Source organism: Streptomyces sp. TN58 (genome assembly GCF_001941845.1).
In the GTDB taxonomy this organism is placed as follows: domain Bacteria; phylum Actinomycetota; class Actinomycetes; order Streptomycetales; family Streptomycetaceae; genus Streptomyces.
Map to the genome: position 1 here is coordinate 277,680 of NZ_CP018870.1, position 25,401 is coordinate 303,080.

18 protein-coding genes are annotated in these 25,401 nt (G+C 74.5%); 7 read left to right on the top strand and 11 right to left on the bottom strand.

Going from position 1 to position 25,401, the window contains the following annotated elements; genetic code table 11:
* Positions 1-73: 73 nt before the first annotated feature.
* From BSL84_RS01320 to BSL84_RS01335, 4 genes are read left to right on the top strand one after another with little or no spacing between them, the layout of a single operon-like run.
* The gene (locus BSL84_RS01320; protein ID WP_075969612.1) at positions 74-1,498 is read left to right on the top strand and encodes a polyprenyl synthetase family protein; all 1,425 of its coding nucleotides are present in this window, start codon (positions 74-76) and stop codon (positions 1,496-1,498) included.
* Entirely contained in the window at positions 1,495-3,015 is a 1,521-nt protein-coding gene (locus BSL84_RS01325) for a phytoene desaturase (protein WP_030031154.1), read from the top strand. The genes BSL84_RS01320 and BSL84_RS01325 overlap by 4 nt, the downstream gene beginning before the upstream one ends.
* Entirely contained in the window at positions 3,012-4,082 is a 1,071-nt protein-coding gene (locus tag BSL84_RS01330; protein WP_075969613.1) for a phytoene/squalene synthase family protein, read from the top strand. Before BSL84_RS01325 ends, BSL84_RS01330 begins: the two co-directional genes overlap by 4 nt.
* Positions 4,079-5,089, top strand: coding sequence for a DUF5914 domain-containing protein (locus tag BSL84_RS01335; protein WP_075969614.1), 1,011 nt, complete (start codon positions 4,079-4,081; stop codon positions 5,087-5,089). The genes BSL84_RS01330 and BSL84_RS01335 overlap by 4 nt, the downstream gene beginning before the upstream one ends.
* A 21-nt stretch (positions 5,090-5,110) precedes the next feature.
* Here the strand turns inward: BSL84_RS01335 and BSL84_RS01340 are convergent, their stop codons facing one another.
* On the bottom strand, positions 5,111-7,261 hold the full coding sequence (locus BSL84_RS01340) for a SpoIIE family protein phosphatase (RefSeq protein WP_324616507.1): 2,151 nt from the start codon (positions 7,259-7,261) through the stop codon (positions 5,111-5,113).
* A gap of 161 nt (positions 7,262-7,422) precedes the next feature.
* Positions 7,423-7,776: a hypothetical protein gene (locus BSL84_RS01345; protein WP_075969616.1), complete on the bottom strand. Its 354-nt coding sequence runs from the start codon at positions 7,774-7,776 to the stop codon at positions 7,423-7,425.
* Positions 7,777-8,070: 294 nt separating this feature from the next.
* Between BSL84_RS01345 and BSL84_RS01350 the strand changes: the two genes are divergently transcribed.
* On the top strand, positions 8,071-9,435 hold the full coding sequence (locus BSL84_RS01350; RefSeq protein WP_075969617.1) for an NAD(P)/FAD-dependent oxidoreductase: 1,365 nt from the start codon (positions 8,071-8,073) through the stop codon (positions 9,433-9,435).
* 35 nt (positions 9,436-9,470) lie between these two features.
* Here the strand turns inward: BSL84_RS01350 and BSL84_RS01355 are convergent, their stop codons facing one another.
* From BSL84_RS01355 to BSL84_RS01370, 4 genes are all read right to left on the bottom strand, one after another.
* The gene (locus BSL84_RS01355) at positions 9,471-11,612 is read right to left on the bottom strand and encodes a xanthine dehydrogenase family protein molybdopterin-binding subunit (protein ID WP_075969618.1); all 2,142 of its coding nucleotides are present in this window, start codon (positions 11,610-11,612) and stop codon (positions 9,471-9,473) included.
* A 26-nt stretch (positions 11,613-11,638) separates the two neighbouring features.
* Entirely contained in the window at positions 11,639-12,658 is a 1,020-nt protein-coding gene (locus BSL84_RS01360; RefSeq protein ID WP_045321497.1) for an FAD binding domain-containing protein, read from the bottom strand.
* Positions 12,655-13,287, bottom strand: coding sequence for a 2Fe-2S iron-sulfur cluster-binding protein (locus BSL84_RS01365; RefSeq protein WP_234308360.1), 633 nt, complete (start codon positions 13,285-13,287; stop codon positions 12,655-12,657). The genes BSL84_RS01360 and BSL84_RS01365 overlap by 4 nt, the downstream gene beginning before the upstream one ends.
* 280 nt (positions 13,288-13,567) lie before the next feature.
* Positions 13,568-13,939 carry a GNAT family N-acetyltransferase gene (locus tag BSL84_RS01370; protein ID WP_075969619.1) on the bottom strand — a complete coding sequence of 124 codons (372 nt, stop codon included), beginning with the start codon at positions 13,937-13,939 and terminating at the stop codon, positions 13,568-13,570.
* Positions 13,940-14,614: 675 nt separating this feature from the next.
* Here BSL84_RS01370 and BSL84_RS01380 point away from each other — a divergent pair.
* Positions 14,615-14,965 carry a hypothetical protein gene (locus BSL84_RS01380; protein ID WP_030030495.1) on the top strand — a complete coding sequence of 117 codons (351 nt, stop codon included), beginning with the start codon at positions 14,615-14,617 and terminating at the stop codon, positions 14,963-14,965.
* A gap of 112 nt (positions 14,966-15,077) precedes the next feature.
* Here the strand turns inward: BSL84_RS01380 and BSL84_RS36390 are convergent, their stop codons facing one another.
* Together BSL84_RS36390 and BSL84_RS01385 are read right to left on the bottom strand one after the other, a co-directional pair.
* Positions 15,078-15,224, bottom strand: coding sequence for a hypothetical protein (locus BSL84_RS36390; protein ID WP_199838693.1), 147 nt, complete (start codon positions 15,222-15,224; stop codon positions 15,078-15,080).
* A gap of 362 nt (positions 15,225-15,586) precedes the next feature.
* Complete coding sequence (locus tag BSL84_RS01385) at positions 15,587-16,621, bottom strand: helix-turn-helix domain-containing protein (protein WP_159393497.1); 1,035 nt, start codon at positions 16,619-16,621, stop codon at positions 15,587-15,589.
* 257 nt (positions 16,622-16,878) lie between these two features.
* Between BSL84_RS01385 and BSL84_RS01390 the strand changes: the two genes are divergently transcribed.
* Positions 16,879-19,626 carry a M4 family metallopeptidase gene (locus BSL84_RS01390; RefSeq protein WP_075969621.1) on the top strand — a complete coding sequence of 916 codons (2,748 nt, stop codon included), beginning with the start codon at positions 16,879-16,881 and terminating at the stop codon, positions 19,624-19,626.
* A 72-nt stretch (positions 19,627-19,698) separates the two neighbouring features.
* Here the strand turns inward: BSL84_RS01390 and BSL84_RS01395 are convergent, their stop codons facing one another.
* The 3 genes from BSL84_RS01395 to BSL84_RS01405 form a co-directional block, all read right to left on the bottom strand.
* Positions 19,699-20,520, bottom strand: coding sequence for a class I SAM-dependent methyltransferase (locus tag BSL84_RS01395; protein WP_045321499.1), 822 nt, complete (start codon positions 20,518-20,520; stop codon positions 19,699-19,701).
* 82 nt (positions 20,521-20,602) lie between these two features.
* Entirely contained in the window at positions 20,603-23,551 is a 2,949-nt protein-coding gene (locus BSL84_RS01400) for a condensation domain-containing protein (RefSeq protein ID WP_075969622.1), read from the bottom strand.
* Entirely contained in the window at positions 23,541-25,400 is a 1,860-nt protein-coding gene (locus BSL84_RS01405) for a non-ribosomal peptide synthetase (RefSeq protein ID WP_075969623.1), read from the bottom strand. The genes BSL84_RS01400 and BSL84_RS01405 overlap by 11 nt, the downstream gene beginning before the upstream one ends.
* Position 25,401: the final 1 nt, after the last annotated feature.

Sequence of the window (25,401 nt, forward strand, 5' to 3'; positions counted from 1 at the left end):
GTCCCGCATCCGTATCACGGGAAGGGACCGAAGACCCGTGAGAACGACGGCAGCCACGACGAAAGGACCCGGGATGCGCCCGATTCAGGCGAAGGACCCCTCCGCGGCCGCGCCGCCGCCCGTCCCCCGCCTGACGGCCCACTCGGACGCCGCCCACTCGGACTCCGCACCGCGGCCGAACCCGCCGGACGAGCCGGCCCGTGCGGACGCGGCGGACGCGTCGCACCCGGCGCGCATCCGTACGGCGTACGGCAGGCAGGGCCCGACCGGCGCCGGCACACCGAGCGGCGACCTGGTCGAGGCGGTCGAGACGGTCGAGACGGTCGAGACGGTCGAGAGGGTCGACGCGGACGTACCCGGCTCGGTCGGACGCGCACTGGAACAGATCCTCACCGACCGGCTCGCGCGCGCCGGGGCGCTGGACCCACTCTTCGCGGAGGAGCTGGCCGGACGCGTCGCACGCTTCACCCGGGAGGGCGGCAAGCGCACCCGCTCGCAGCTGCTGTGGTGGTCGGTGCGCGCCTGCGGCGGAGACGACGAGCCGGCCGTCGCCGCGGCCCTCCGCATCGGGGCGGCGCTCGAACTGCTCCAGACCTGCGCCCTGGTCCACGACGACCTGATGGACGGATCGGCTCTGCGCCGCGGCCGGCCGACCCTGCACACGGATCTGCGGAACCGCTACGCCGGTGGCGCCCCGGCGGACCGCGCCGCCCGCTTCGGGGAGGCAGCCGCGGTACTGGCCGGGGACCTCGCCCTCGCGTGGGCGGACGACGCCCTGGCGGAGACGGCACTCGACCCGGCTGTGGCGGCTTTGGTGCGCGGGGTGTGGGGCGACATGCGCACCGAGATGGTGGCGGGCCAGTTCCTCGACCTCCAGGGCCAGCTGACGGGCTCGCGCTCCCGGTCGCAGGCGCTGCGCGCCGCGCACCTCAAGAGCGCCCTGTACTCCGTCCAGCGGCCCCTGGCGCTGGGTGCGGCCCTGGCGGGTGCGGACGGCCGCACCACGCGGGCGCTGTGCTCCGCCGGGCGCTGCGTCGGAATGGCCTTCCAGTTGCGTGACGATCTCGACGACGTCTTCGGCGATCCCCGCCGGACCGGCAAGAGCCGCGGGGACGACATCCGCAACGGAAAGCCGACCTATCTGGCCGCGCTGGCGCTGGCGCGCGCCGAGGCCACCGGTGACCGGCCGGCGCTGACCGTACTCGAACGGGCGCTGGGCGACGAGGACCTGAAGCCGGCAGACCTCGACGAGGTACGGGACGTCCTGGTCCGCACCGGCGCCCGGCAGGCGGTCGAGGCGAAGATCGACCGACTGTCGGCCAGGGGACTGCGCCACTTCGACGGCGCCCTCCCCGACACAGCCGCCAAGGCCCGCCTACGAAAGCTCCTGACCTCTCAGGCGGCCTCGCGGGCCGAGGACGGCGGCCCGCCCGAACGGGTGTCTCCCCCACCTGCCGGACCGTCAGCGGGCACCACGGCGCCGGGGACCCGGCGGTGACGCGGACCGTGCCCGGCCGCACCGACCACGTCGTGGTCGTCGGGGCCGGCCTCGCGGGTCTCTCGGCTGCCCTCCACCTGCTGGGCGCCGGTCGCCGGGTGACCGTCGTGGAACGCGGCGACCTGCCCGGCGGGCGGGCTGGACGCCTCGATCTGAACGGCTACCGGATCGACACCGGACCCACCGTGCTGACCATGCCCGACCTCGCCGACGAGGCCTTCGCGGCGGTGGGCGACAGCCTGTACCGGCGGGTGGACCTGGTCGCGCTGCATCCGGCGTACCGGGCGTCGTTCGCGGACGGCAGCACGCTGGACGTGCACACCGGCGGCGAGGCGATGGCGGCGGAGGTCGAGAGGTTCGCCGGTGCGGGTGAGGCGGCGGGGTACCTGCGGCTGCGGGCCTGGCTGGAGCGGATCCACCGGGCCCAGATGCGCCGCTTCATCGACGCGAACTTCGACTCCCCCCTCGACCTGCTCACCGGGGACCTCGCCCGGCTGGCCGCGCTCGGCGGCTTCGGCCGGCTGGACCGGCGCATCGGCGGCTTCCTGAACGACGAGCGGCTGCGGCGGGTGTTCACCTTCCAGGCCCTCTACGCCGGCGTGCCACCGGCCCGGGCCCTGGCCGCGTACGCCGTCATCGCGTACATGGACACGGTCGCCGGGGTGTACTTCCCGCGCGGCGGCATGCACGCCCTGCCGCAGGCCATGGCCGACGCCGCCGCGGACGCGGGCGCCGAGCTGCGGTTCGGCGAGCCGGTGACGCGGCTGGAGCGCTCCGGCGAACGGATCACGGCCGTGGTCACGGAGAAGGACCGCGTCCCCTGCGACGCCGTCGTCCTCACCCCCGACCTGCCGGTCGCCTACCGGCTCCTCGGCCGCCGTCCCGCCAGGCCCGTGCGGCTGCGGCACTCCCCTTCCGCCGTCGTACTCCACGCGGGCACGCACCGCACCTGGCCCCAACTGGCGCACCACACGATCTCGTTCGGCGACGCCTGGCGCACCACCTTCGACGAACTCACCCGGCACGGACGGCTGATGAGCGACCCGTCGCTGCTCATCACCCGGCCCACGGCGACCGACCCCGGACTCGCCCCACCGGGTCGCCATCTGCACTACGTCCTCGCGCCCTGCCCCAACGCCCGGATCGGACCCGACGGCGCCGCCTGGGGCGAACTCGGCCCGCGCTACCGGGCCGACCTGCTGCGCGAGTTGGAGCGGCGCGGCCTCGACGGCATCGAAGCGGCCATCGACGAGGAGTGCCTCGTCACCCCCGCGCAGTGGCTGGACCAGGGCCATGCCGCCGGAACCCCCTTCTCGGTGGCCCACACCTTCCTGCAGACGGGGCCGTTCCGGCCCCGCAACCTCGTCCGGGGCACGCGCAACGCCGTCCTCGCCGGCTGCGGGACCACCCCCGGCGTCGGCGTGCCCACCGTCCTGGTGTCGGGGAAGCTGGCGGCCGCCCGGATCACCGGCACGGCCCGGCGCCCCTCCACCCGCACCAAGGAGGCGACGCGTTGACCGCACGCGAACTCGACGCCGCGGGCATCACCGACCCGGTGCTCCGCGCCGCCTACCGCCGGTGCCGCGAACTCAACGCGGCGCACGGCAAGACCTACTTCCTGGCCACCCGCCTGCTCCCCGCCGAACACCGGCCGGCCGTGCACGCCCTGTACGGCTTCGCCCGCTGGGCCGACGACATCGTCGACTCGACCGACGCCGGCACCGGCACCGGCACCGGCACCGGCGACAGCCTGCGCGGGGCGCGCCTGGCAGCGCTCCAGCAGCGCCTGCGCAGCGGACTTCGCCGACCCGGCGGCGACGACCCCGTGGTGACGGCCCTCGCCGACACCGCCCGCCGGTACGCCATCGACCACCGCCACTTCCACGACTTCATGGCGGCGATGCGCTCCGACCTGACCGTGACGGACTACCCGACCTACGCCGACCTGCGCGCCTACATGCACGGCTCGGCCGCGGTGATCGGCCTGCAGATGCTGCCGGTGCTGGGCACGGTGGTACCGCCCGGGGAGGCCGAGCCGTACGCCGCGGCCCTCGGCGTGGCCTTCCAGCTCACCAACTTCCTCCGCGACGTCGGCGAGGACCTCGACCGCGGGCGCGTCTACCTGCCGGCCGACCTCCTCGCCGCGCACGGCGCCGACCGGGAGCTGCTGCGCCGCTGCCGGGACACCGGTCGTCAGGACCGGCGAGTACTGGCCGCACTGCGGGAGTTCGAGGCACTCACCCGCCGTGTCTACGAGGAGGCACGGCCCGGCGTCACCATGCTCGACCCCGTCTCCCGGCCCTGCATCCGCACCGCCTTCGTCCTGTACGGGGGCATCCTCGACGCCGTCGCCCGGGACGGCTACGCCGTGCTGCACCGCCGCGCCGTCGTACCCCGCCGCAAGCGTGCCGCGGTCGCGGCCGAGGGGCTGGTGCGGCTGGCCGCGGCCCGGCTGCGCCACCGCGTGCGGCCAGCCGAGGTGCGCGTGCCCGTGACTCCGGATCCCCCGGTCCCGCCCGCTCCGCCGGCCGAACCGGCTCCGCCCGCCGACCCGAACCGACCGGTCTCCGAGGAGGTCGCGTGAATCCGCAACCGTCCGCACGCAGGTCCCGGCTGCCCCTCTCACTGCGCCGCGACCCCGTCGCGTGGGACCGGCAGCGGCCGACCTGGCGCGACGCGAGGCCGGGCCTCATCGCCGGGGCGCTGAAGCGGGCGCAGGCCCGGCCCTCGGGCAACTGGTACGTGGTCGGGGCGACGGCCGGCCTGGGACCGGACCGGCCCCTGGCCCGCACGGTGGCCGGCCGCGAGGTGGTCGTCTGGCGCGGCGCCGACGGGCGGCTCCACGCGGGGCCCGGCATCTGCCCGCACCTGGGAGCGCCCCTCGCGGACAGCCCCGTCCGGTGCGGGACGCTGGTGTGCCACTGGCACGGACTCTCGCTCGACGGGTCCGCGTTCGCGGGCTGGGAGCCGCTGCCCGCCTTCGACGACGGCGTCCTGCTGTGGGTGCGCATCGACGAGACCGGTGGGGAGACGCCGTCGGACGCGCCCGTCGTACCGGACCGGCCGGCCCCCGCCCACGGGCTGACGGCCGTGTACGAGGCCATCGGGGTCTGCGAACCCGAGGACGTCGTCGCCAACCGGCTGGACCCCTGGCACGGGTCCTGGCTCCACCCCTACTCGTTCGTGGACCTGGCCGTGGTCGGATCACCCGAAGCCGGCGACGGTCCGGACCGGTTGGAGGTGGAGGTCTCCTTCAAGGTGGCCGGCCGGCTCGTGGTGCCGGTGCGGGCGGTGTTCACCGCGCCCGGGCCGCGGACCGTCGTCATGCGGATCACCGAGGGCGAAGGCTCCGGATCGACGGTGGAGACCCACGCCACCCCCCTCGCACCGGATGACCGGGGCCGTCCGCGCACCGCGGTGATCGAGGCCGTCGTGGCCGCCTCCGACCGTCCGGGTTTCGCGTTCGTACGGCGGGCCGCCCCCCTGCTGCGCCCGGTGATGCGCGCGGCGGCGGCCCGGCTGTGGCGCGACGACCTCGCCTACGCCGAACGCCGCTGGCACCTGCGCGCCACGGCCCGCTTCCCGGGCTGACCACCACAGGACTGCTCCGCCTCAGGTCGGGTGGAGGGTCTGCTCGGTCCAGATGGTCTTGCCGTCGTCGCTGTAGCGCACGCCCCAGTCGTCGGCGAGCTCGCCGACGATGAAGAGGCCTCGACCGCCCTCGTCGCCGGGACCGGCGTGGCGCAGGTGCGGGGCGGCGACGCCGGCGTCGCGGAGTTCGCAGGTGAGGGTGCGGTCGCGGACGAGGCGCAGCTCAAGGGGTGGTTTTCCGTAGCGGACCGCGTTGGTCACCAGTTCGCTGGCGATGAGTTCGGTGTGGAAGGCCGTCTCGTCGTCCACGCTCCAGGCGGTGAGCTGCCGGCGCACGTGCCTGCGCGCGGCCGCGGCGGCCGTGGGCGTGGACTGGAGCTGCCAGGTGGCGACGCTTTCGGCGGGGAAGGCGCGCGTACGGGCGAACAGGACAGCGGCGGGAGCAGCCCGGCTCTCGGCGGGCAGGGCGTAGAGGACGGCGTCGCGCAGGTCCGCGAGCGAGTGGTCTGCATGTGCCCTGAGCAGGTCGGTGCCCGGGGAGCGGCCGACCGCTTCCAGGGCCGGGAGGGGATGGGTGGAGAGGACCACGAGGCTGTCGTCGGGGACCTCGAAACGGGAGGCGGCGAAAGGCGTCCGGTCAAGCGTGCCCAGCGGCGATCCCGAGGAGAGTTCCAGTGCCAGTGCCCAGGCGGTGCCGTCCGGCCGGACGAGGGTGAGGGCCGGGGATCCGGCGCCCGCGACGGTGAGGGTCCTGTTCAGCGGATCGTGGACGGCGTAGGCGCAGTCGGCCGCGAGCACCTGGTGGTGCAGCGGGTCGGTGGGCGGCAGTCCGGCGCGCTCGGCTGCCAGGGTGGCGACGGTGCCCTGCAGCCGGGCCAGGAGTTCGTCGGGCTGGAGTTCGAAGGCGGACAGGGAGCGGATGACGGTACGCAGCTGTCCCATGAGGGTGGCGGTGTGGATGCCGCTGCCGGCGACGGTACCCACGACCAGGGCGGTTCGGGCCCCGGACAGTGCGATGGTGTCGTACCAGTGGCCGACGCCTTCGGCGGGTACCAGAAGGTGTTCCGTCTCCAGCGCGGTGCGTGAGGGGGAGTGGCGGGGCAGCAGGTTGCGTTGGACCGTCGCGGCGATGGTGTGTTCTCGGGTGTAGCGGCGGGCGTTGTCGAGGCACAGGGCGGTGTGGTCGGCCAGCTGGACCACGAGGTCGGCATCGGCCTCGTCGAAGGGAACCGGGTACCGCGTGCGGTACAGGCTGACCAACCCGAGCACGGTGCCCCTGACGGTCAGCGGGGCGGTGAGGAGCGTGTGCGCCCCCGACGCGCGGATGGCCTCCCGACGGTCCGGGTCGGCGGCCGACCACGGCAGGTCGTCGTCGAGCGCGACCACCCGGGGCCGCAGATCCGACAGGGCCTGTGTGTAGGGGGTGGGGAACGGGAGGCTGCGTACGTCTCCCAGCGCGTGGGCCTGCGGCGTCTCGGCTCCCGTGTCCCCGGTGCTGCGGAACGCGGCGCGGCGCAGGGGCACGTCCAGGGCCAGGGGTGACGGGCGCGGCTCCTCTCCCCGCACCACGGCGTCCACCACTTCGACGACCGCGACATCGGCGAATGACGGCACCAGTGTGTCCACGAGTTCCTGACAGGTCACCACGACGTCGAGGGACCGGCCCACCTGCTCGCGTACGGCGTTCAGGACCGCCGCGCGGGCCCGCCCCCCTTCCCGCTCGCTGACGTCCACCACGGTCAGTGCGACGCCGAGGGTCTCTCCGGACGGTGCCTGGAGGCGGAAGGCGGACATCTCGTAGAACCGGCCCAGCGAGGCGGCGGCCGAGCCGTTCGCCTCTACGACGTGCCCCACCACGGAGCGGCCGCTCTCCAGTACCCCGCGGACGAGCGACGCGACGGCCGGCCCGTCCACGAGAAGCGGGAGACAGACCTCCTCGAAGGGGCGCCCGAGGACGTCCTCCATCCGTGCGCCCCGCATGGCGGGCGTGGCGGCGTTGACCCGTGCGATCCGCAGCTCGGCGTCCAGGAGGTGCAGACCCACGGGCGACTGGCCGAAGAGGGCGTCCAGCAACGCGGCCTCCGGATCGCCCAGGGACCTGGTCGAGTCGCCCCGGCCCATCGCCACCGCCTTCCGTCGTCCCGGATCCGCCGCCGGCACCGACCCGGGCACGCGACCGTTCCTGCTCTCCCCCGCATGTAGACCACCACATGTAGACCACCCCGTCGGAGCGGCCCGCGCGCCACGCCGAAGGGAGGTATGGAGCGGGCCCCGGGTGAGAGCAGGGGGCAGGCGGTGCCTGAACGGCACCGCCTGCCCGGCCGCGGTCCGGCTCAGTCGCGGTCGTGGTGGTGGTGGGCCGGACGGATCTTCACGGTGGTGGTGGTCTTGACCGACTTCTTGACGACCTTGCCGTGACGGTCCTTGGTGATCCTGGTGATCGTCTTGACCGTGACCACCTTGACCCGCCCGTCGCTCAGGGTGCGCTTCTTGACCGTGATCTTGGTCGTCACCACTGTTCTGGAACGGGCCTCGTGCGCCGGGTGCTCGTGGGCCGTCTGTGAGGCCGTGGCCTGCGTCGCCGCAGGGGAGGCGAGGGCAGTGGAGGGAAGCAGGGCTCCCCCGGCGGCGAGGGCTCCGCAGGCGCCGAGGAGGGCGAGGCGCTGGGTGAGGTTCGTACGGGTCATGACAGGTCTCCTTGCTACGGGAACGGCAGGGGCCGTGGATCCGGACTGTCCGGGGGTCCTTGCCGGAACGTGTCTCCATTGGGCCGGGCGGACGGGGGCGGGGTCATGCCCCTGGAGTTCGGGGCTTGACGTACCCCGGGACGCCGTACACGGCCGACCGGTCCTGCCCGCACGGGGGCTGTCCGGCGGCGTCCGGGGCTCTCCCGAGGGTTCGTCCGGCTTCTTCCTGTGCATGGAACGGCCTGCCGGGGAAGGTGCGCCGGGGACCTGTACCCCCGAGAAGGGACGGACACCATGGCTCGACCGAGGATCGTGGTCGTCGGCGCGGGCTTCGCCGGCGTCGCCTGCGTACGCCGCCTGGAGCGGACACTGTCACCCGGGGAGGCGGAGATCCTGCTGGTCACCCCGTTCTCCTACCAGCTCTACCTGCCCCTGCTGCCGCAGGTGGCCTCCGGGGTGCTCACCCCGCAGTCCGTCGCAGTGTCCCTGCGCCGCAGCCGCCGCCACCGGACCCGGATCGTGCCGGGCGGAGCCGTGGGCGTCGACACCCGGGCGAAGGTCTGCGTCGTCCGGAAGATCACGGGCGAACTGGTGGACCTGCCTTACGACTACGTGGTGCTCGCGCCGGGAAGCGTGACCCGCACCTTCGACATCCCGGGCCTCGCGGAGCACGGCCGCGGCATGAAGACGCTCGCCGAGGCGGCCCACCTGCGCGACCACGTGATCGCGCAGCTCGACCTGGCCGACGCCGCCGCACCGGGCTCGCCGGAGCGGGCCTCGCGTCTCGGTTTCGTCGTCGTGGGCGGCGGCTACGCCGGCACCGAGACGGCCGCCTCCCTGGAGCGGCTCGCCACGCACGCCGCCGGCCGCTATCCCCGGCTGGACCGGCGGGAGATCACCTGGCACCTCGTGGACGTGGCACCCAAGCTGATGCCCGAACTCGGCGACCGGCTGGGGCTGGCCGCGCTCGACGTGCTGCGCCGCCGCGGCATCCAGGTCTCGCTCGGTGCCTCCGTGGCCAAGGCCGGGCCGGAGGACCTCACCCTCACCGACGGCCGTGTGCTGCCCTGCCGCACCCTCATCTGGACCGCCGGCGTCGCCGCGAGCCCCCTCGTCGCGACGCTGGGCGCCGAGACGGCCAAGAGCGGCCGGCTCGTCGTCGCCCCGGACCTGCGGGTGCCGGGCGCGGAAGGCGCGTTCGCCCTCGGTGACGCGGCCGCCGTGCCCGACCTCGCCGGCGGTGGGGACGGCGCCGTGTGCCCGCCCACCGCGCAGCACGCCGAGCGCCAGGGCAGGGTCGCCGCCGACAACGTCGCCGCCGCCCTGCGCGGCACTCCGCTGCGCCCGTACGCCCACAAGGACCTCGGACTGGTCGTGGACCTCGGCGGCCGGGACGGCGTCTCCCGCCCGCTCGGCATCGGCCTGCGCGGGATGCCCGCCCAGGCCGTGGCGCGCGGCTACCACTGGGCCGCCCTGCGCACCGGGGCCGCGAAGACCCGGGTGATGACGAACTGGCTGCTGAACGCCGTGGCCGGCGACGACTTCGTCCGGACCGGTTTCCAGACCTACAAGCCGGGGACGCTGCGCGACTTCGAGTACACGGACCACTACCTCACCCCGGAGGAGGTACGGGCCCGCACCGCGGCGGGCGGGGGCTGACCTCCCGCCTGCCGCGTGCCGGCCGCTTCGGCCGCTCAGTCGGCGCGGCCGAGTGCGGCCAGTACGCGGTCCGGTGTCAGGGGGAGTTCACGCAGCCGGCGGCCTGTGGCGTGGCAGAACGCGTTCCCGATGGCGGCCGCCGTGCCGACGATGCCGAGCTCCCCGATCCCCTTGCTGCCCATGGGGTTGAGGTGCTTGTCGTGTTCGTCGATCCAGTGGACCTCGATGGCGGGTACGTCGGCGTGCGCCGGAACGTGGTAGGCGGCCAGGTCGCGCTCGGCGAAGTCTCCGAACTCCGCGTCCACCGTGCTGTGTTCGGTGAGCGCCATGCCGAGTCCCATCACCATGGCGCCCTTGAACTGCGATCGCGCGGTGAGCGGGTTGAGGATGCGGCCGGCGGCGAAGACGCCCAGCATGCGCCGTACGCGGACCTCCCCGGTGGTCGCGTCGACCCGTACCTCGGCGAAGTGCGCGCCGAAGGCGTGCCGCGAGTAGGGAGACTTCTGCTTGGCGGACTGCGTGGTGTCGGCCGACGCGGACAGTCCCCCGGTCGGCAGCGGTCCGTGGTGGCGCTCCAGGCGTGCGGCGAGGGCGGTGCAGGCGTCGTGGACGGCCCACCCCCAGGAGGCGGTGCCGCAGGAGCCTCCGGCGAGCGAGGCCGGGGGCAGGCCGGTGTGTCCGATGGCGACGGCGACCGAGTCGAGCGGGACCCGCAGGGCATCGGCCGCGACCTGGGCCAGGACGGTACGGGCGCCGGTGCCGATGTCGGTGGCGTTGATCTCGACGAGGTGGCGGCCGTCGGGGCGGGCGTGCGCGCGGGCCGTGGAGGGTGCGATGAGGACGGGGTAGGTGGCCGCGGCCACGCCGCACCCGGTGAGGAACGGGCCGTGGCGGCGCGGCTCGCGGCGGCCGGCCCAGCCGAACCGTTCGGCGCCCTCGCGCAGGCAGTCGACGAGGTGGCGGCTGCTGAAGGGGAGGCCGCTGTCGGGCTCGGTGCGGGGCTCGTTGCGTACGCGCAGCTCGATCGGGTCGATGCCGAGGGTGTCGGCGAGTTCGTCCATCGCCGATTCCAGCGCGTACATGCCCGGTGCCTCGCCGGGGGCGCGCATCCAGGACGGGGTGGGTACGTCGAGGGCGACGACCCGGTGCGTCGTACGCATGTCGGGCACGGCGTATATGACGCGGGCCGGGACCGCCGCCTGTTCGACGAACTCGCGGACCCGGGAGGTGTGGGTGGTGACCTCGTGGGTCAGGGCCGTCAGGGTGCCGTCGGTCCGGGCGCCGAGCCGGATGCGGTGCAGCGTCGGCGCGCGGTGGCCGACGGTGGCGGGCAGGTGTGCGCGCGGGAGGGCGAGTTTGACGGGCCTGCCGTAGTGGCGTGAGGCCATCGCCGCCAGGACGACGTGCGGGCGGGGGGTGCCCTTGGAGCCGAATCCGCCGCCGACGTGCTCGGAGACGACGGTGACCTCGGCCTCGGTCAGCTTGAGGAGTGCGGCCAGAGCGGTGCGGACGGGGCCGGCGCCCTGGCTGGAGTCGTGCACGGTGAGGTGGTGCCGTTCCTCGTCCCAGTCGGCGAGGGCGGCGTGCGGCTCCATGGGGTGGTTGTGCAGGGGCGGCACCGCGTAGGCGCAGTCGATCCGTACGGGGGCGGCGGCGAGGGCCGCGTCCGGGTCTCCGTGCTCGCGGTGTGCGGGGTGGCCCCCGTTGGCCTCCTCGGGGGTGTAGGCGCGCTGGTGGTCCGCCCTGAGGGTGACGTCGTGGGGCTCGGTCTCGTAGGTGACGTGTACCGCTGCGGCCGCGGCCCGCGCGCCCTCCGGGGTGTCGGCGACGGCCAGGGCCACGTACCAGCCGCGGTGGGGCACGGCCAGGTCCTGCAGGACGCGCAGGGTGGGGTCGTCGGCCGCGCCGAGGCGGGGTGCGTCGTAGGGGGTCAGTACGCCGATCACGCCGGGCACGGCGGTGGCGGCCGCGGTGTCGACGGCGGTGACGCGACCGCGGGCGACCGTGGCGGGCACGGGCCAGGCGTAGGCGCACCGGGCGGGTGTGTGCTCGACGGCGTAGCGGGCGGCTCCGGTGACCTTCTCGCGTCCTTCGCTGCGCCGGGCGGGGCTGCCGAGGGCGGAGGGACTGTCGGCGGAGAGGCGGTCGGCGGAGGGGTTCTCGGGCAGGGCGGGCATCCGGGTCCCCATTCTGTTCGGGGCGGTCACGGCTGTTCGGTGGCGGGAGGGGCGCCGGGGGCGCAGCGGACGAGTGTCGCGAGGGCGTCGCGGGCGAGGTTGCGGGCGAGGCCGACCTTGTAGGCGTTGCCGGGCAGCGGCCGGGCCGCGGCCAGCTCGGCGTCGACGGCTTCCCGTAGGGCCTCGTCGGTGGGCGCGGCGCCGGTGAGCCGTTCCTCGGCGGCGGTGGCGCGCCAGGGACGGTGGGCGAGGCCGCCGAAGGCGAGCGCGACGCGGCGTACGCGGCCGTCGTCGAGTTCGAGCACGGCGGCGACCGAGGCGAGGGCGAAGGCGTACGAGGCGCGGTCGCGGGCCTTGCGGTAGAGGGAGACGGCTCCGGGCGCCGGCGGGGGCAGGAGCACGGCGGTGACGATCTCGCCCGGGCGTAGGACGGTGTCCCGTTCGGGGTGCTCACCGGGAAGCCGGTGGAAGTCGGCGGCGGCGACCTGGCGGGTGCCGTGCTCGCCGTCGTAGAGCTCGACCCCGGCGTCCAGGGCGGTGAGGGCCACCGCCATGTCCGAGGGGTGGGTGGCGATGCAGTGCGTGGAGTGGCCGAGGACCGCGTGGTCGCGGTGGACTCCGTCGCGGGCCGCGCAGCCGGTGCCGGGCTCCCGTTTGTTGCAGGGCTTGGAGACGTCCTGGAAGTACGGGCAGCGGGTGCGCTGGAGCAGGTTCCCGCCGGTGGTGGCGACGTTGCGCAGTTGTCCGGACGCGCCGGCGAGGAGGGCCTGCGACAGGGCGGGGTAGCGGGTGCGCACCAGGGGGTGCACGGCGAGATCGGTGTTGGACACACCGGCTCCGACCCGGAGTGCTCCCGTGGGCAGCTCCTCGATGTCATGGAGGGGCAGCCGGGTGAGGTCGACGAGGGTGTCGGGGGTCTCGACGCCGTGCTTCATGAGGTCGACGAGGTTGGTGCCGCCGCCGAGGTAGCGGGCGCCGGGGTGGGCGGCGTGGGCGGCAGCCGCTTCCTGCAGGGTGGTGGCCCGTACGTAGGCGAAGGGTTTCACGCGGTCACGTCCGGGGTGTGGGACGGCGAGACGGGCGCGGGCGGCGGCGTCCGGTCCGGGGCTTCGGCGGCGGCGCAGGCCGCCACGGCGTCGGCGATCCCGTTGTAGGCGCCGCAGCGGCACAGGTTGCCGCTGAGCCGTTCCCTGATCTCTTCGGCGCTCAGCTCGACCGGGTGTGCGCTGTCGGCGGCGGTTGCGGGGTCGGTCGCGTGGGAGGGGTGTCCGGCGGCGGCTTCCCGCAGCACACCGGCGGCGGAGCAGAGCTGGCCGGGGGTGCAGTAGCCGCACTGGAAGGCGTCGTGGTCGAGGAAGGCCTGCTGGAGGGCGGACAGCGTGCCGTCGGGGGCGGCGAGCCCCTCGACGGTGGTGATCTCGGACTCGTCCAGGGTCACGGCGAGCAGGAGGCAGCTGTTGGCCCGCCGGCCGTCGACGAGGACGGTGCAGGCACCGCACTGGCCGTGGTCGCAGCCCTTCTTGGACCCGGTCAGGTCAAGCAGCTCGCGCAGGGCGTCGAGGAGGGTGACGCGGTGGTCCAGGTCGAGGTCGTGGGTCCGGCCGTTGACGCGGAGCGCGACGCGCGAGTGGACGGGGCCGGCGGCGGCCGGCGGGTCGGCCTGCCGCTGTTCCAGGGGATTGCGTGCACGGGCAGCCACAACGGCCCTCCATGTCCGTTTACGGAAGGTATGCCCTGGCATCTTCCCCGGCACGGCTGTGCCATACGTCGTCGACGCGGCCGCCTCGGGCGGCCCGTGGGTCCGCGCGGGGGCGCGGGTCAGCCGGTCGGCCCAGTGGGCCTCGCGCTGCCGGATCCCGGTTCGGATGATCCGGCAGCGGAACGGGGCACCACCCCCGGCGCCCCGGTACGGCCCGGTCCTCCGAGCCCGCGCGACGACCGCCCGGCGCCGCTCCTCAGCCGGCCTCGGGGCCGACATCGCCGCCGGGGCGCCGGCCTGGGACGGTGCAGCGGAACATGTGGAGGGTCCAGGACGGCTCGGCGGTCGGCTTCGTCGCGTACTCCACGGCCCCCATGGCCGCGTAGAACGGAGCGGCGTTCGGGTCGGAGGCGATGGTGAACTCCGAGCGCCCGAGCCCGCGGGCGGTCCGGAGCGCGTGCTCCCAGAGCAGCCTGCCGTAGCCCTGGCCGATCCGGTCGGCGTCGACGAAGAGCTTGTCCAGGAGCAGGCCGCCCTCCGACTCGGTGAAACCGTAGAAGCCGAGGCTCCGGCCGCCCTCCTCCAGGACGAAGACCGGGTTGTCCCGGACGTAGGCTTCCGCAATCACCCGGGCGGCGTCTCCCGCCCAGTCGAAGTAGCCCGGCGGGTACCCCCAGTGGGCCGACGAGCGCTCCTGGAGCCCTTCCAGCTCGGCGGCCAGCGAACGCGGCCCGGCCGGCCTCGGTCAGCATGCTCACCCCGGCCTCGACCTCGTACTCGGAGTCCAGGTCCGAGGGGTGCGCCCCGGCCGGGCAGGCGCAGGAGGACGGGTCCAACTGCGTACGGACGCTATCCAGGGCCCGTATGTACGACGCGAACACGGACTTGTTGAAGACGCGCGCGGAGACGTACCAGCAGGTGGAGTGGAGCAGGATCGTGTACCCGGACCGCTCCCGGCGGTCCTGCGGGCCGGTGTCGCGGGCGAGAGCCCGCGCAGCGTCGTCGGCGAGGGCGGCGAGGGTCGGTTCGGGGTCCACGTAGGGGTGGTCGCTGACGATCCCCGACAGGTCGGAGATCAGTTCGCGGTGGTCGTCGGGCATGGTGGGCGTCGCTTCGGTCACATCCGTAACCGACGACCCTCCCGGTAGACCGGTTCCCGCAGGCCGCGGCGACCGCGACTCACTTGAACACGTTCAACCCATCTGGCATGGTGATCACCGACGGCCGGCGAGAGCGACAGGGCGGGCGCATCCGCCTTCCCGTGCGGCCGGCTTCAGCGAAAACAGGAGAAGGGCCGCGTGCCGTGATCATCGCTTTCTTCGTGTTCCTGGTTGTCGGTGTGATCGTGGCCGCTGCCCCGGGAGTGCTCGTCGGGTACGCGTTCGTCGCCGTGAGCGGCGGACTGTCACGCGGCGTCAGGCTCACGCTGCTGCTGCTCCTGGCAGCGGCTTCGGCGGCGATGTGGTGGGTCGTCCTGATGGGAGAAGGCGAGGTGCTGGGGCCCGCCGCAGCGACGGTGTCGTGCGTCGCGACCGTCTCCTCGGGCGCGACGTTCCTCGGCCGCGAGGCCAACCGGCTGCGCGGCCCTGCCCGGCTGCACACCCAGCCGTGGCCCGACTGGAATCCACCGGTCGACCCCCACGGCGGCCGGTGAACGCGCCACCGCCCCTCGCACCGCGAGAGTTGAGGGGCCGGGACGCCCCCGCGTGCGGGCGCCCGGCCCGGCGGATCGCCTCGGCCGGGCAGCCGTACGGGGCGTCAGCGGTTCACCGCCGCCGGCGCAGGCGGTCCAGCAGGCGGCCCGCTCGCGCCCGGTTGCGGGGATCTCCGGCGGCTCGACGGGCCGCGGCAACGGTCCGCTGCCCCTGCGGACTGCGCGCGAACTGCCGGATACGGGTCAACAGCGCTGACATGACTCCTCCTTGAGGTCTCGTGTCATGGCTCGTGCCCCGCTCCGCGGCAGTCATGCGGGAACGCGGCCCGCACGCTCGGGTCAGAGCCGTCGCGAGGCCCGTTGGGGGAGCGCAACCGCCCTGGGGCACCGGCGGAGCCGCGTGGACGGGACCGCCCGGGTGCGGGTGGTGCTGCTGAGGGAAGTGGGACCGGACCGCGGGCAGGGCTGCGGAGGTGGCGGGCCGGGCGGGTCCGCCGGGGCGCGGTGTCCGGTGTGGTGCGTCGCGAGGCGGAGGGCCCGCCGCTCGTACCGGACGTACGGCCGTGGTCCGGCGACGCGCGAGGGCGCCGCACGGACACCCCGCCCAGGTGGGCCTTCCCGTCACAGCACCAGGGGCTCGGAGGCGCCGTGCGGGGAGGCGGGCGGTTGCAGCCAGCCTCGGATCGCGGCTTGGACGCCGGCCTGGAAGCGGGTGTCGGCGTCGAGTTCCTCCAGCATGCGGGTGATCCTGCGGCGGGCCGTGTGTACGTGTACGCCGAGCCGGCGGGCGATGGTCTCGTCCTTCAGGCCGGAGGCGAGCAGCCCGAGGAGTTCACGCTGGCCCGCGGTGAGGGGGCTTGCGGGGCTGCCGACCGGGGTTGCGCGCGCCCACAGGGATTCGAACAGCGGTAGTGCGGCCCGGTGCAGCAGGGAGGCGCCGAGGACCAGGGCCGTCCCGCCGGCTCCCCCGTCGTCGGAGGGTTGCGGGGGCAGCAGGCAGGTGCGCCGGTCCACCAGGACCAGGCCGGTGGGCAGGCGCTGTCCGATCCGGGCCTGGAGGCCGAGTCGGGTGAGGGCGATCAGCTCCCTGGCCCGTTCGGGGAAGTCGCTGCCGCGCCGGTCGGTGACGGTCCGTACGCTCACACCGCGGTCCAGCAGACGCCGGATGCGGCCGGCGCCCGCTTCCGCCGCCTCCCGCGTGTCCCCCGGCTCCCCCGCCACCCCGGCGTCCCCGACCCCACCGGTGTCCCCGCTTCGGGGTGTCGTCAGCGCGCCGAGGTCGAGTACGAGCACCTCCGTCTCGGCGGAGTCGAGCATGCTGTCGAGCCGGGCTCCGACGGCTTCGGCGCCGGTGACGACCTCGATGCCGGGCGGGGGCCCGATGGGTAAGGCGGGCGGCGGCGGCAGTTCGTGGGCGAGTCTGTCGGCGTAGCTGCGCAGGGACCTCAACTCCGCCGATTCCCGCTGCAGCAGGGCCTGTCGGCGCTGGATGAGTACGCGCAGTACGGCGGCCGGATCGGAAACGGAGGCGGAGGCGGAGGCGGGGCCGGAGGCGGTGCCCGAGGCCGCGGCCGGGGCGGCGCCCGGGTGGACCGGTGCCCGGCTGTCGTCCTGTGTGCGGGCCGGAGTCCGGTCGTGCGAGTCGGTTTCGATCATGCGGGGGATTTTGACCGCCTTCACAGGGCCCCCACAACTGTGCATGGCCACTTCTGAGGGGGTCCGGCCTCTGGTCGCGGGCCGCCGACGGCGCTTGCATGGCGGCGACTCACAGCAACGCATCAGGCACTCATGGTTGAGGAGACCCCTTGCCCAAGTTCAGCGCAGGTTCGTCGGCTCCGACCCCGACCGCCCGACGGATATGGCGGAAAGAGCTCCGATCCGCCGGAGGAATCGCGGTTCTGCTGGCCGTCGCAATGACCTTGCAGACATCGCCGGCGTGGGCCGCGGAACCCGGCCCCTCGAACGTCATACCCGGCCAGGACACCGCGACCCCGGTACTCGTCGAGGGCATACGGGAGTCCGTCGACGCCAAGGCCGCCCCGGCCGACGCGGCCCGCGGGCACCTCGCGGCGAACAAGAGCCGCTACAAGATCCCGCGGGCGGGCAGCGACCTCGTCCCCCTGTCGGCGACGGCCACCGGGTCCAGGGACGAGACGGTCCGGCTGCAGCAGAAGCACCGCGGAGTCGACGTCCTGGGCGGCCAGTACGTCGTGCGCATGCAGAAGCAGGACGGCAAGCGCGTGGTCACCGGCACCTCGGGGCACTACTTCACGGCGCTCAGCACCGACGTCACCCCGCAGGTGGCCGAGGACGTCGCGGTCCGCCGCGCGGTGGCCGCCACGGCCCGCCGGCTGGGAACCACCCTCGACAAGAGCCGGGCGCCGCGGTCGGAGGCGGGCGATCCTGCGGCCACCGGCATGACGGGCGAGGCCAAGGGGCTCGTCGTGCTGCCCAAGGGGGGCGGCGTGCTCGCCTACCGCGTCACCGTACGCGGCACCGCGCCCGGCACCGGAGCGCCGGTCGTGGACGAGGTGTACGTGGACGCCCGGTCGGGCTACCCGGCACTCCAGTACAGCGCGCTGAAGACCCTGACGGCCCCGGCCGCCGCACGCACGGCCGGAGGGACGGCGGCCGAGGGCGCGACGGCGGACGGACCGCCGGCCGCCCCCGCGAACCTGGTCCCGGAGACCGGGTCCGGCACCCGGCTGGGCGGCGCGTCGGCCTCACTGGACATCGCCTACGACCCGGCGGCCGGCAACTACCTCCTGGCGGACGCGGGCCGGATGCGCGCCACGTCGAAGAACCTGCTGTCCACATGGGACGCCCGGGGCAAGTCGGTGTCGGAGACCTCGGGCCGCTGGCCCTCCGGCATCAAGATCTTCTCCTCTCCGAACACCACCTTCGGCGGGGCGGCGACGGATTCGGGAGCCGTGGACGCCCACTGGAACGCGGGCCAGGTCTACGACTTCTACAAGAAGAACTTCGGGCGCGACAGCCTCGACGGGGCCGGCGGTCCCGTCAACTCGCTGGTCGGCGTGACCTATTACGGCCTTCCCTACGCCAACGCGTTCTGGGACGGCACCAAGATGGTCTACGGCAGCGGCGACGACGAGTTCAAGCCGCTGTCGGCCGACACGGACGTGGTCGGCCACGAGATGACGCACGGGGTCATCGAGCACACGGCGAACCTGGTCTACGCGGGCCAGTCAGGCGCCCTCAACGAGGCCCTGGCCGACTACTTCGGCAACGCGATCGACGTCACCGCGAGCGGCACGCCGATGAACGATCCGGCCGCCGGCCTGATCGGCGAGGACCTGTGCCGTACGAAGGCCGCCGCCGACTGCGCGCTGCGCGACCTCAACGACGGGGCCACCACCTCGAAGAGCTTCCTGGGAGTGTCGTTCGCCACCGACAACGGCGGCGTGCACCTGAACTCCACGATCTTCTCCGGCGCGCTGTGGGACATGCGCGAGGACCTGGGCGGTGAACTCGCCGACCGGATCGTGTACAAGGCCGTCACCGAGTACATGACGCCGATCGACGGGTTCACCGAGGCCCGCGGGGCGGTGCTCGCCGCGGCCAAGGCGCTGGGCGCGACCTCCGCCCAGCAGAACACCGTCAAGCGCTCGTTCAACGCGCACGGCATCGTCCCGGGCTGGGAGCAGGCCCTCGGTGTCGACAGCGACACCCTCTTCGGGACGCTGAACACCACCGACTCCGGGGTGGGCGCGGGCGGCGGCTGGTGGACGGCCTCGAAGTCCAACGACGACGGCTCCGAGCCCTACTCGGTCTACGCCGGCCGGCTGGACGGCAAGGGCGCGCCGAAGGTGATCAGCCCCAACGACGGCCGCTACCACACCGCGCCGGCCACGGACGGCAAGACCGTGGTGTGGACGGCGTACGGTCCGACCTCGGTCGACGTGCTCTCCCGCCCCGTGGCGGGCGGCCCGGTCAAGACGCTCTACACCTCGACGACCGGCGTCGCCGGCCTGCGGGTGGAGAAGGGCACGGTCGTGTTCGAGGAGTACGACATCCTCGGCGGCCGGCACGTCGGCTACATGCGGCCCGCCGACAAGGCTCCCGTCTTCACCGACGGCAAGAAGTGGACCACGCTGACCGCTCTGCCGTCCATCAGCGACAACAGGATCGCCTACGCGAAGCTGTACCCGCAGGACGGTACGTACCGGCTGGGCGTCGAGGTCGTCGACCTGGCCACCGGCAAGGCGGTCATGACCGAGCAGCTGGACGAGCCGGTGAGCATGGGGCAGACCGGTATCAACGGCAAGAACGTGTTCTGGCTGGCGGACAGCGACGAGAGCGACGGCGGCCTGATGTCGGTCGTCAGCGCCGGCCTGGACGGCCGCGGTGCCTTCCTCGTCAGCAGCGAGCACAAGCCCGGCGCCTTCATCGCCTCCGACCTGACGGTCTCGCAGGACGCGCTGACCCTGGTCGCCCGGACGCCCGACACGCGCTACCGCAACGAGTCCCTGCCGAAGCTGTGGCAGCTGGCCACCGACGGTTCGCGCCGCGACCGGGTCTCCTGCAACCGCGGTGAGCAGAACCACCCGGCGGCCGGTGTGGGCCGCCAGGTCGCCTGGCTGGACGCGACGACCGGCTCCACCGACCTGGTGGTCCGTGAGCGCCCCGCCGGCACCTGCTGATCCCCACCTCTGAATGACGGGGCCGACGGCGACAGCCGCCGGCCCCGTCCGCGTGCCGGGCGTCGGCGTCGGCTACCGGAGGTGCGTCGTCGCGAGGTGGATTCTGAAGCCGCAGGGGACGCGGCCGTCGGGCGTCGTCAGGTCCGCGGCCTCGGCGAGGAACGCCTCGCGCAGCCGCTCCACGGTCGGGGGGTCGAGCGGGCCGAGATCGTAGAGGCCGGACACGGCGGCCCACACCTGTTCCACGGGGCCGCTCAGATCGATGGGCACGGTCTCCCAGTCGACCGCCGCGAAGCCTGCGGGTCCGAGGACCGCGTCGAGCCCGTCGCGGTCGCGTGTCCTCCTGTCCCCCATCGCCGGAATCCGCTGTGAGGCCGGCGCCTGTTCGACCGTGCGCCGCAGCAGTGTCAGGAACCGTTCGTAGGCCTCACCGCCCACGGCCCCGCCTCCCACCGCGCAGGCCAGCACCCCGCCGGGAGACAGCACTCGGGCGACTTCGGCCGCGACCTGCTCGATCTCGCTCATCAGCATCAGCGCCAGGTGGGAGACGCAGGCGTCGAAGCTGTCGTCGGCGAAGGGGAGCTCCTGGGCCCGCCCCGCTGCCAACGTGGCCCGGGAGAGCGCCGGTCGGCGTCGTGCCCGTGCCAGGGAGTGCGGGGACAGGTCCACTCCCGCCGGCCGTCCGCCGGGCCTCTTCGCCAGCAGTTCGAGCAGAACGCCGTCTCCGCAGCCGAGGTCGAGTACGCGCGTGCTGCCTGCCACCCGGTCGCACAGGATCTCGTAGCTGGAGCGGCCGTCCGGAGCCCGGCCTCGGCCGAACGCCTCCGAGGTCACTGCCGGGTACTCGGCGTGGAACGCCTGCAGGAACGCCTCTTGCGGTGAGGTGGTCGTCATGAGTCCAACCTACGCCGCCGGCCCGCCCGCGCCCGGAGTGCGTGACGGTGCTCCGGGCGCGGGCGGGTGGGTCGTGCGGCGGTCAGGCGGTCGCCGGCGTCGCGGCGGTGATCATCTCCGCCAGGACGGTACGGCGGTCCTCCCCCGGCCGGGCGTGCAGGGGGCGGGCCAGGCGTGCGCTGTCGTAGTGCCAGCGGTGGTCGAGGTCCTGCGCGACCGCGTCGGTTTCGCGGAGGTCCGCCCCGGTGCCGAGCAGGCCGGTGAGGTCGCGGGCGAGGTCGTGCCAGGAGACGTGGCCGCTGCACGCGTTGGCGACTCCGTGCACGGGCCGGTCCAGGCAGTGGGCCACCGCACGGGCCAGGGCGGCCGCGTGCACCCAGGCGGCTCCGTACCAGTCGTGTCCGCCGGCGCCCGGGCGGGGCAGTTCGATCGTCCGGCCCTGCTCGGCGGCCTGGTAGAGGCTGCCGAGTGCGCCCCAGCGCAGTTGTTCGCGCAGCCGGTCGTGGGCGCCCCAGACGATCGGCGACCGTACGGCGCTGGCGCCGCCGCGCCCCTGCGTTCCGGCCGCGCGCAGCAGCATGGCCTCGCAGTCGAGCTTGGCCCGGCCGTACGGGCTGACGGGGTCGTGGGGTGCCGACTCCTCGGTGACGCGGGCCGCCGCGGGATGCCCGTAGGCGTCGACGCTGCTGACGAAGACGAACGGTCCGCGCCGCCATGCGTCGGCCATCGTCTCCATCGCGGCCAGGTCCACGTCGTGCCGGGTGAAGGTGCAGGCGGCGTGGACGACGGCGTCCGCCTGCGCGACGGCGTCCCGCAGCCCGGCCAGGTCGGTGAGGTCGCCCTCGATCACGTCGACGCCGTCGCCGGTGATCAGGTGGGCGGACTCGGGACGGGCCAGGGCCAGCACGGGGCGGCCCTGGGCGGCGAGTTCGCGCACCACGAACGCGCCGACGCCGCCGGTCGCGCCGGTGACCAGCACCGTGCCCGGGCGGATCCCCCGGGAGCGGGGGGCCGGCCGGCTCGCGGCCTTCGCGGCGCGCTGCCGTGCCGCCCGTTCGTCGAGGAGCGCCGTCAGTGTCCGGGGGGTGCGGGCCTGGAGTACGTCGAGGCCCGTGAGCGGCAGCCCGAGGTCCGTGCGCAGCCGTTCGGCGAGCTGGACGGCCTTCAGGGAGTGGCCGCCGAGCTCGAAGAAGTCATCCTCCGGCGAGGGGCGGCGGCCGAGTACGGCGGTGAAGGCCTCGGTGACCGTTTGCGCGCGAGCGCCGGACGGCGCGGCCGGCCGCCCGGGCAGCCGGGCGTGGTCCACCGCCCCGGCGGGTGTGCGCGGCAGCGCGTCGAGCAGGGTGACCGCGGCGGGCAGGGCCTCGGGGGCGAGCGTGCGCCGTAGGAGGCCGAGGAGTTCCCGGCCGGACGGGCCGACGCTGTCGCCGAGGACGGCGTAGGCCACGGCCGGCCCCTGGTCGGATTCGGCCACCGTGGCGTCGGCGACCATCGGGTGGGCGCACAGGGCCTGCGCCGCCGGGTGGCGGTCACGGTCCGGGGAGCCGTGCGCCGTGGAGGCGTGGTCCTGGGAGCTGCCGCCGGGGACGGGCAGTGAGTCCAGGGCGGGTTCCGGGTCGGCCGCCACGGCGGTGAGCAGGGCCGCGTAGTCCCGTACGGCCGCCTCCGCCACGGCGTCGTCCACGGCGTGGGCGTCGTACTGCACCAGGGCCCGGGGCTGTGCGGGATCGCCCAGGTCCAAGGCGTAGGAGAGGTGGAACTTGGCACCGTCGGAAGGGAGGTCGACGTACTCGGCCGAGGCGCCAGGCAGCCGCAGCACCGTCGGCTCGCCGAGGACGTCGGAGGTGACGCGGACCAGCGCGGTGCCGTCGGTGCCGCGGGCCCCGGCGCCGAGGCGTTCGAGGACGAGGTCGAAGGGGATGTGCCGGTGCTGCTGGGCCTTGAGGAGCGCGTCGCTCACGCGGCGCAGCAGCTCGCCGAAGGAGGGCGCGCCGGAGAGGTCCACCCGGACGGGCAGGGTGTTGACGCAGAGGCCGACCAGGCCGCGCATGGCGGTTCCGCTGCGGTGGGTGCCCGCCACGCCGATGACGAGGTCGTCGTCGCCGGTGAGGCGGTGCAGCGCGGCGAAGGCCGCGGTCAGCGACACCGCGAAGAGCGTGGCCCGCCGCTGTGCGCCCAGCGCCCGCAGGGCGTCGGGCACGGCCGGGGTGAGGGGCACGGTGCGTACGGCCGCGGTGCCCGCGGCGGTGCGCGGTGCCGGCGCCGCCGGCCGGGGCAGCCGCGGTGGGGCGGCGTCGGCCAGCAGCTCGCTCCAGCGTTCCACTTCGTCCTCGAAGCCGGGCAGGCTGTCGTGCTCGCGGCGCGCGTGGTCGGCGTACTGCGGCGCTGCGGCGAGGGTGTGCCGGGGCGTGCCGCCGGCGGCCGCCGTGTAGAGGTCGGCCAGTTCCGCGGCGACGGTCTCCAACGAGGCTCCGTCCACCGCTATGTGGTGGAACGTCAACAGCAGGGTGTGGTCCTGCGGGCCGTGGCGCAGGACGAGCGCCCGTACGGCGTCACCGGCCGCGAGGTCGAACGGCCGGGCCGTCTCGCGCCGCAGCAGCTCCGGGGCCTGCGTCTCGTCGGCGTCGACGACGTGTACGGGGACCGTCCGAGGGGTCGGGAGGACTTCCTGGCAGGGCTCGCCGTCGTGCTCGCTGTAGCGGGTGCGCAGGATGGTGTGGCGGGCCACCAGGGAGGTGAGGGCGGTGGCGAACGCGGCCACTTCGAACGGGCCGCGGACCCGGGTGGCGAACGGTACGTGGTACGAGTCGCCCGTGCCGCCGAGCCGTTCCATCAGCCACATGCGGTGCTGCGCGCGGGAGAGGGGGGCGCGGTCGGACCGCGGTGCGCCGCCCTCCTGGCCGGAGCCGGCGCGGGTGGCGGCGGGGTCGGCCGTGGTCGTGCCCTGCGCGGTACCGGCGCGGGCCCGGCGCAGCAGTTCCCGCTGGAGTCGCTGTCGGTCGCGGGTCGCGGAGTCGGCGTCAGTGGACATCGCTGTGCTCCGGGGTGTCGGGGTGGAGGTCCGCGTGGGCGGCCAGGAGGGCGGTTTCGACCAGTGCGGCCTGTGCGGCGACGGTCGGCGCGGCGAAGAAGTCGGCGAGGGACATCTCCACGCCGAGTTCCTCGCGCAGGTCCTCGGTGACGGCGAGGGCGAGCAGGGAGTGGCCGCCGATGAGCAGGAACTCCGTGTCGGGGCGGGTGACTTCGGTGCCGAGGGCTCGGCTCCACACCTCGGCGACGGCCTGCTCCAGCGGGGTCATCGGGGGCGCCGGCTCGTCGGCGTGACCGCTTCCGGCGGCTTGTGCGTGTGCGGCGAGCGCGCGCCGGTCGACCTTGCCGGCCGGGGTGAGGGGAAGCCGTTCCAGCACGTCGACCGCGTCGGGTACGAGGTGGGCGGGCAGGACCGCGGTGAGCCGTTCGCGCAGCGCGGCGCCGTGCGGTACGGGGCCGGGCGCGGCGACGACGAACGCGACGAGGCGCGCTTCGGGGGTGCCGGCGCCGTCGACGGTGACGGCGGCGTCGTCCACGTCCGCCTGCTCGCGCAGGGCGTGCTCGACCTCGGCCGGTTCGATGCGGAAGCCGCGGACCTTCACCTGGTCGTCGTTGCGGCCGTGGAACTGCAGGACGCCGTCGGGGCGGAGGGAGACGACGTCGCCGGTGCGGTAGAGCCGGCGGCCGGCAGCGGCGGGATGTTCGACGAACCGCTCGGCGGTCAGTGCGGGCAGGCCCGTGTATCCGTGGGCGAGCCTGCTGCCGCCGATCCACAGCTCGCCGCGGTCTCCGTCGGCGACGGGGTGGCCGTCGGCGTCCAGGACGTGGGCCGTGGCTCCGCGGATGGGCCTGCCGATCGGTATCGGACCCGCGCAGTCCCGCTCGGTGACCCGGTGGGCGGTGGCGAAGGTGGTCGTCTCGGTCGGCCCGTAGCCGTTGACGAGTTCCAGCCAGGGAAAGGCGGTGAGTACCTCGCGGGCCGGTGCGGCGGCCATCGCCTCGCCGCCCACGACGACCGAGCGGAGCTGGCTGAAGACGCGGGAGCGGCGCGCGGCGAGCTGGTGGAAGAGGGCCGTGGTGAAGAACGCGACCGTCACGCCGTGCCGTTCGACGTGCCGGGCGAGGTCTTCCAGGGTGGGCCGCTGTTCGGTGCAGACGACGACGGCGGCGCCGTTGGCGAGGGCCCCCCAGACTTCGAAGGTCGAGGCGTCGAAGGTCATGGGCGAGTGGAACAGGACGCGGTCGCGGCCGGTGAGGGTGACGTAGTCGGGGGCGGTGACCAGTTCGGCGACGGCCCGGTGCGGCACGAGGACGCCCTTGGGCCGGCCTGTGGAGCCGGAGGTGAACATGATGAACGCGGGGCTGTCGGGGTCGGATTCGTCGGCCGGCCGGCCGCTGGTGAGCGGTTCCTCGGGCAGCGCGAGGACGGGGCCGCGGAGCGCGGCCGCTTCCAGGAGTTTCGCGTCGCCGACGGTGAGCGTCACGTCCGCGTCGGCGATCATCGCTTCGGTGCGCGGCCGGGGCTGGGCGGGGTCGAGCGGTACGCACACGGCTCCGGCCAGCCACAGGCCGAGCTGGGCCACGACCGTACGGGACGACCGTGCCGTCAGCAGCGCCACCCGGTCGCCGCGGGTCACGTCGTGCTCGCGCAGGCGTGCGGCGAGGGCGTGGCCGGCCTGGAGGAGGCGGCCGTAGGTGAGGGTGGTGTCGCCGTCCACGACGGCGAGGGCGTCCGGGGTGAGTGCGGCGTGCCGTGCGACGAGTGCGGGCAGGGCCGTGGCCTCCCCCGCGTCAACGCACATCGGGCCGGCGGGCTTCGGGTCGGCGGGCATGGCGATGGTGGTGGTCATG

Bases quoted from the DNA above. Each gene is read 5' to 3' on its own strand.
- BSL84_RS01320 (WP_075969612.1), top strand. From the start codon at position 74: ATGCGCCCGATTCAGGCGAAGGACCCCTCCGCGGCCGCGCCGCCGCCC.
- BSL84_RS01345 (WP_075969616.1), bottom strand. From the start codon at position 7,776: ATGACCCGTACGAACCTCACCCAGCGCCTCGCCCTCCTCGGCGCCTGC.
- BSL84_RS01350 (WP_075969617.1), top strand. From the start codon at position 8,071: ATGGCTCGACCGAGGATCGTGGTCGTCGGCGCGGGCTTCGCCGGCGTC.
- BSL84_RS01355 (WP_075969618.1), bottom strand. From the start codon at position 11,612: ATGCCCGCCCTGCCCGAGAACCCCTCCGCCGACCGCCTCTCCGCCGAC.
- BSL84_RS36390 (WP_199838693.1), bottom strand. From the start codon at position 15,224: ATGTCAGCGCTGTTGACCCGTATCCGGCAGTTCGCGCGCAGTCCGCAG.
- BSL84_RS01385 (WP_159393497.1), bottom strand. From the start codon at position 16,621: ATGATCGAAACCGACTCGCACGACCGGACTCCGGCCCGCACACAGGAC.
- BSL84_RS01390 (WP_075969621.1), top strand. From the start codon at position 16,879: ATGACCTTGCAGACATCGCCGGCGTGGGCCGCGGAACCCGGCCCCTCG.
- BSL84_RS01395 (WP_045321499.1), bottom strand. From the start codon at position 20,520: ATGACGACCACCTCACCGCAAGAGGCGTTCCTGCAGGCGTTCCACGCC.
- BSL84_RS01400 (WP_075969622.1), bottom strand. From the start codon at position 23,551: ATGTCCACTGACGCCGACTCCGCGACCCGCGACCGACAGCGACTCCAG.
- BSL84_RS01405 (WP_075969623.1), bottom strand. From the start codon at position 25,400: ATGACCACCACCATCGCCATGCCCGCCGACCCGAAGCCCGCCGGCCCG.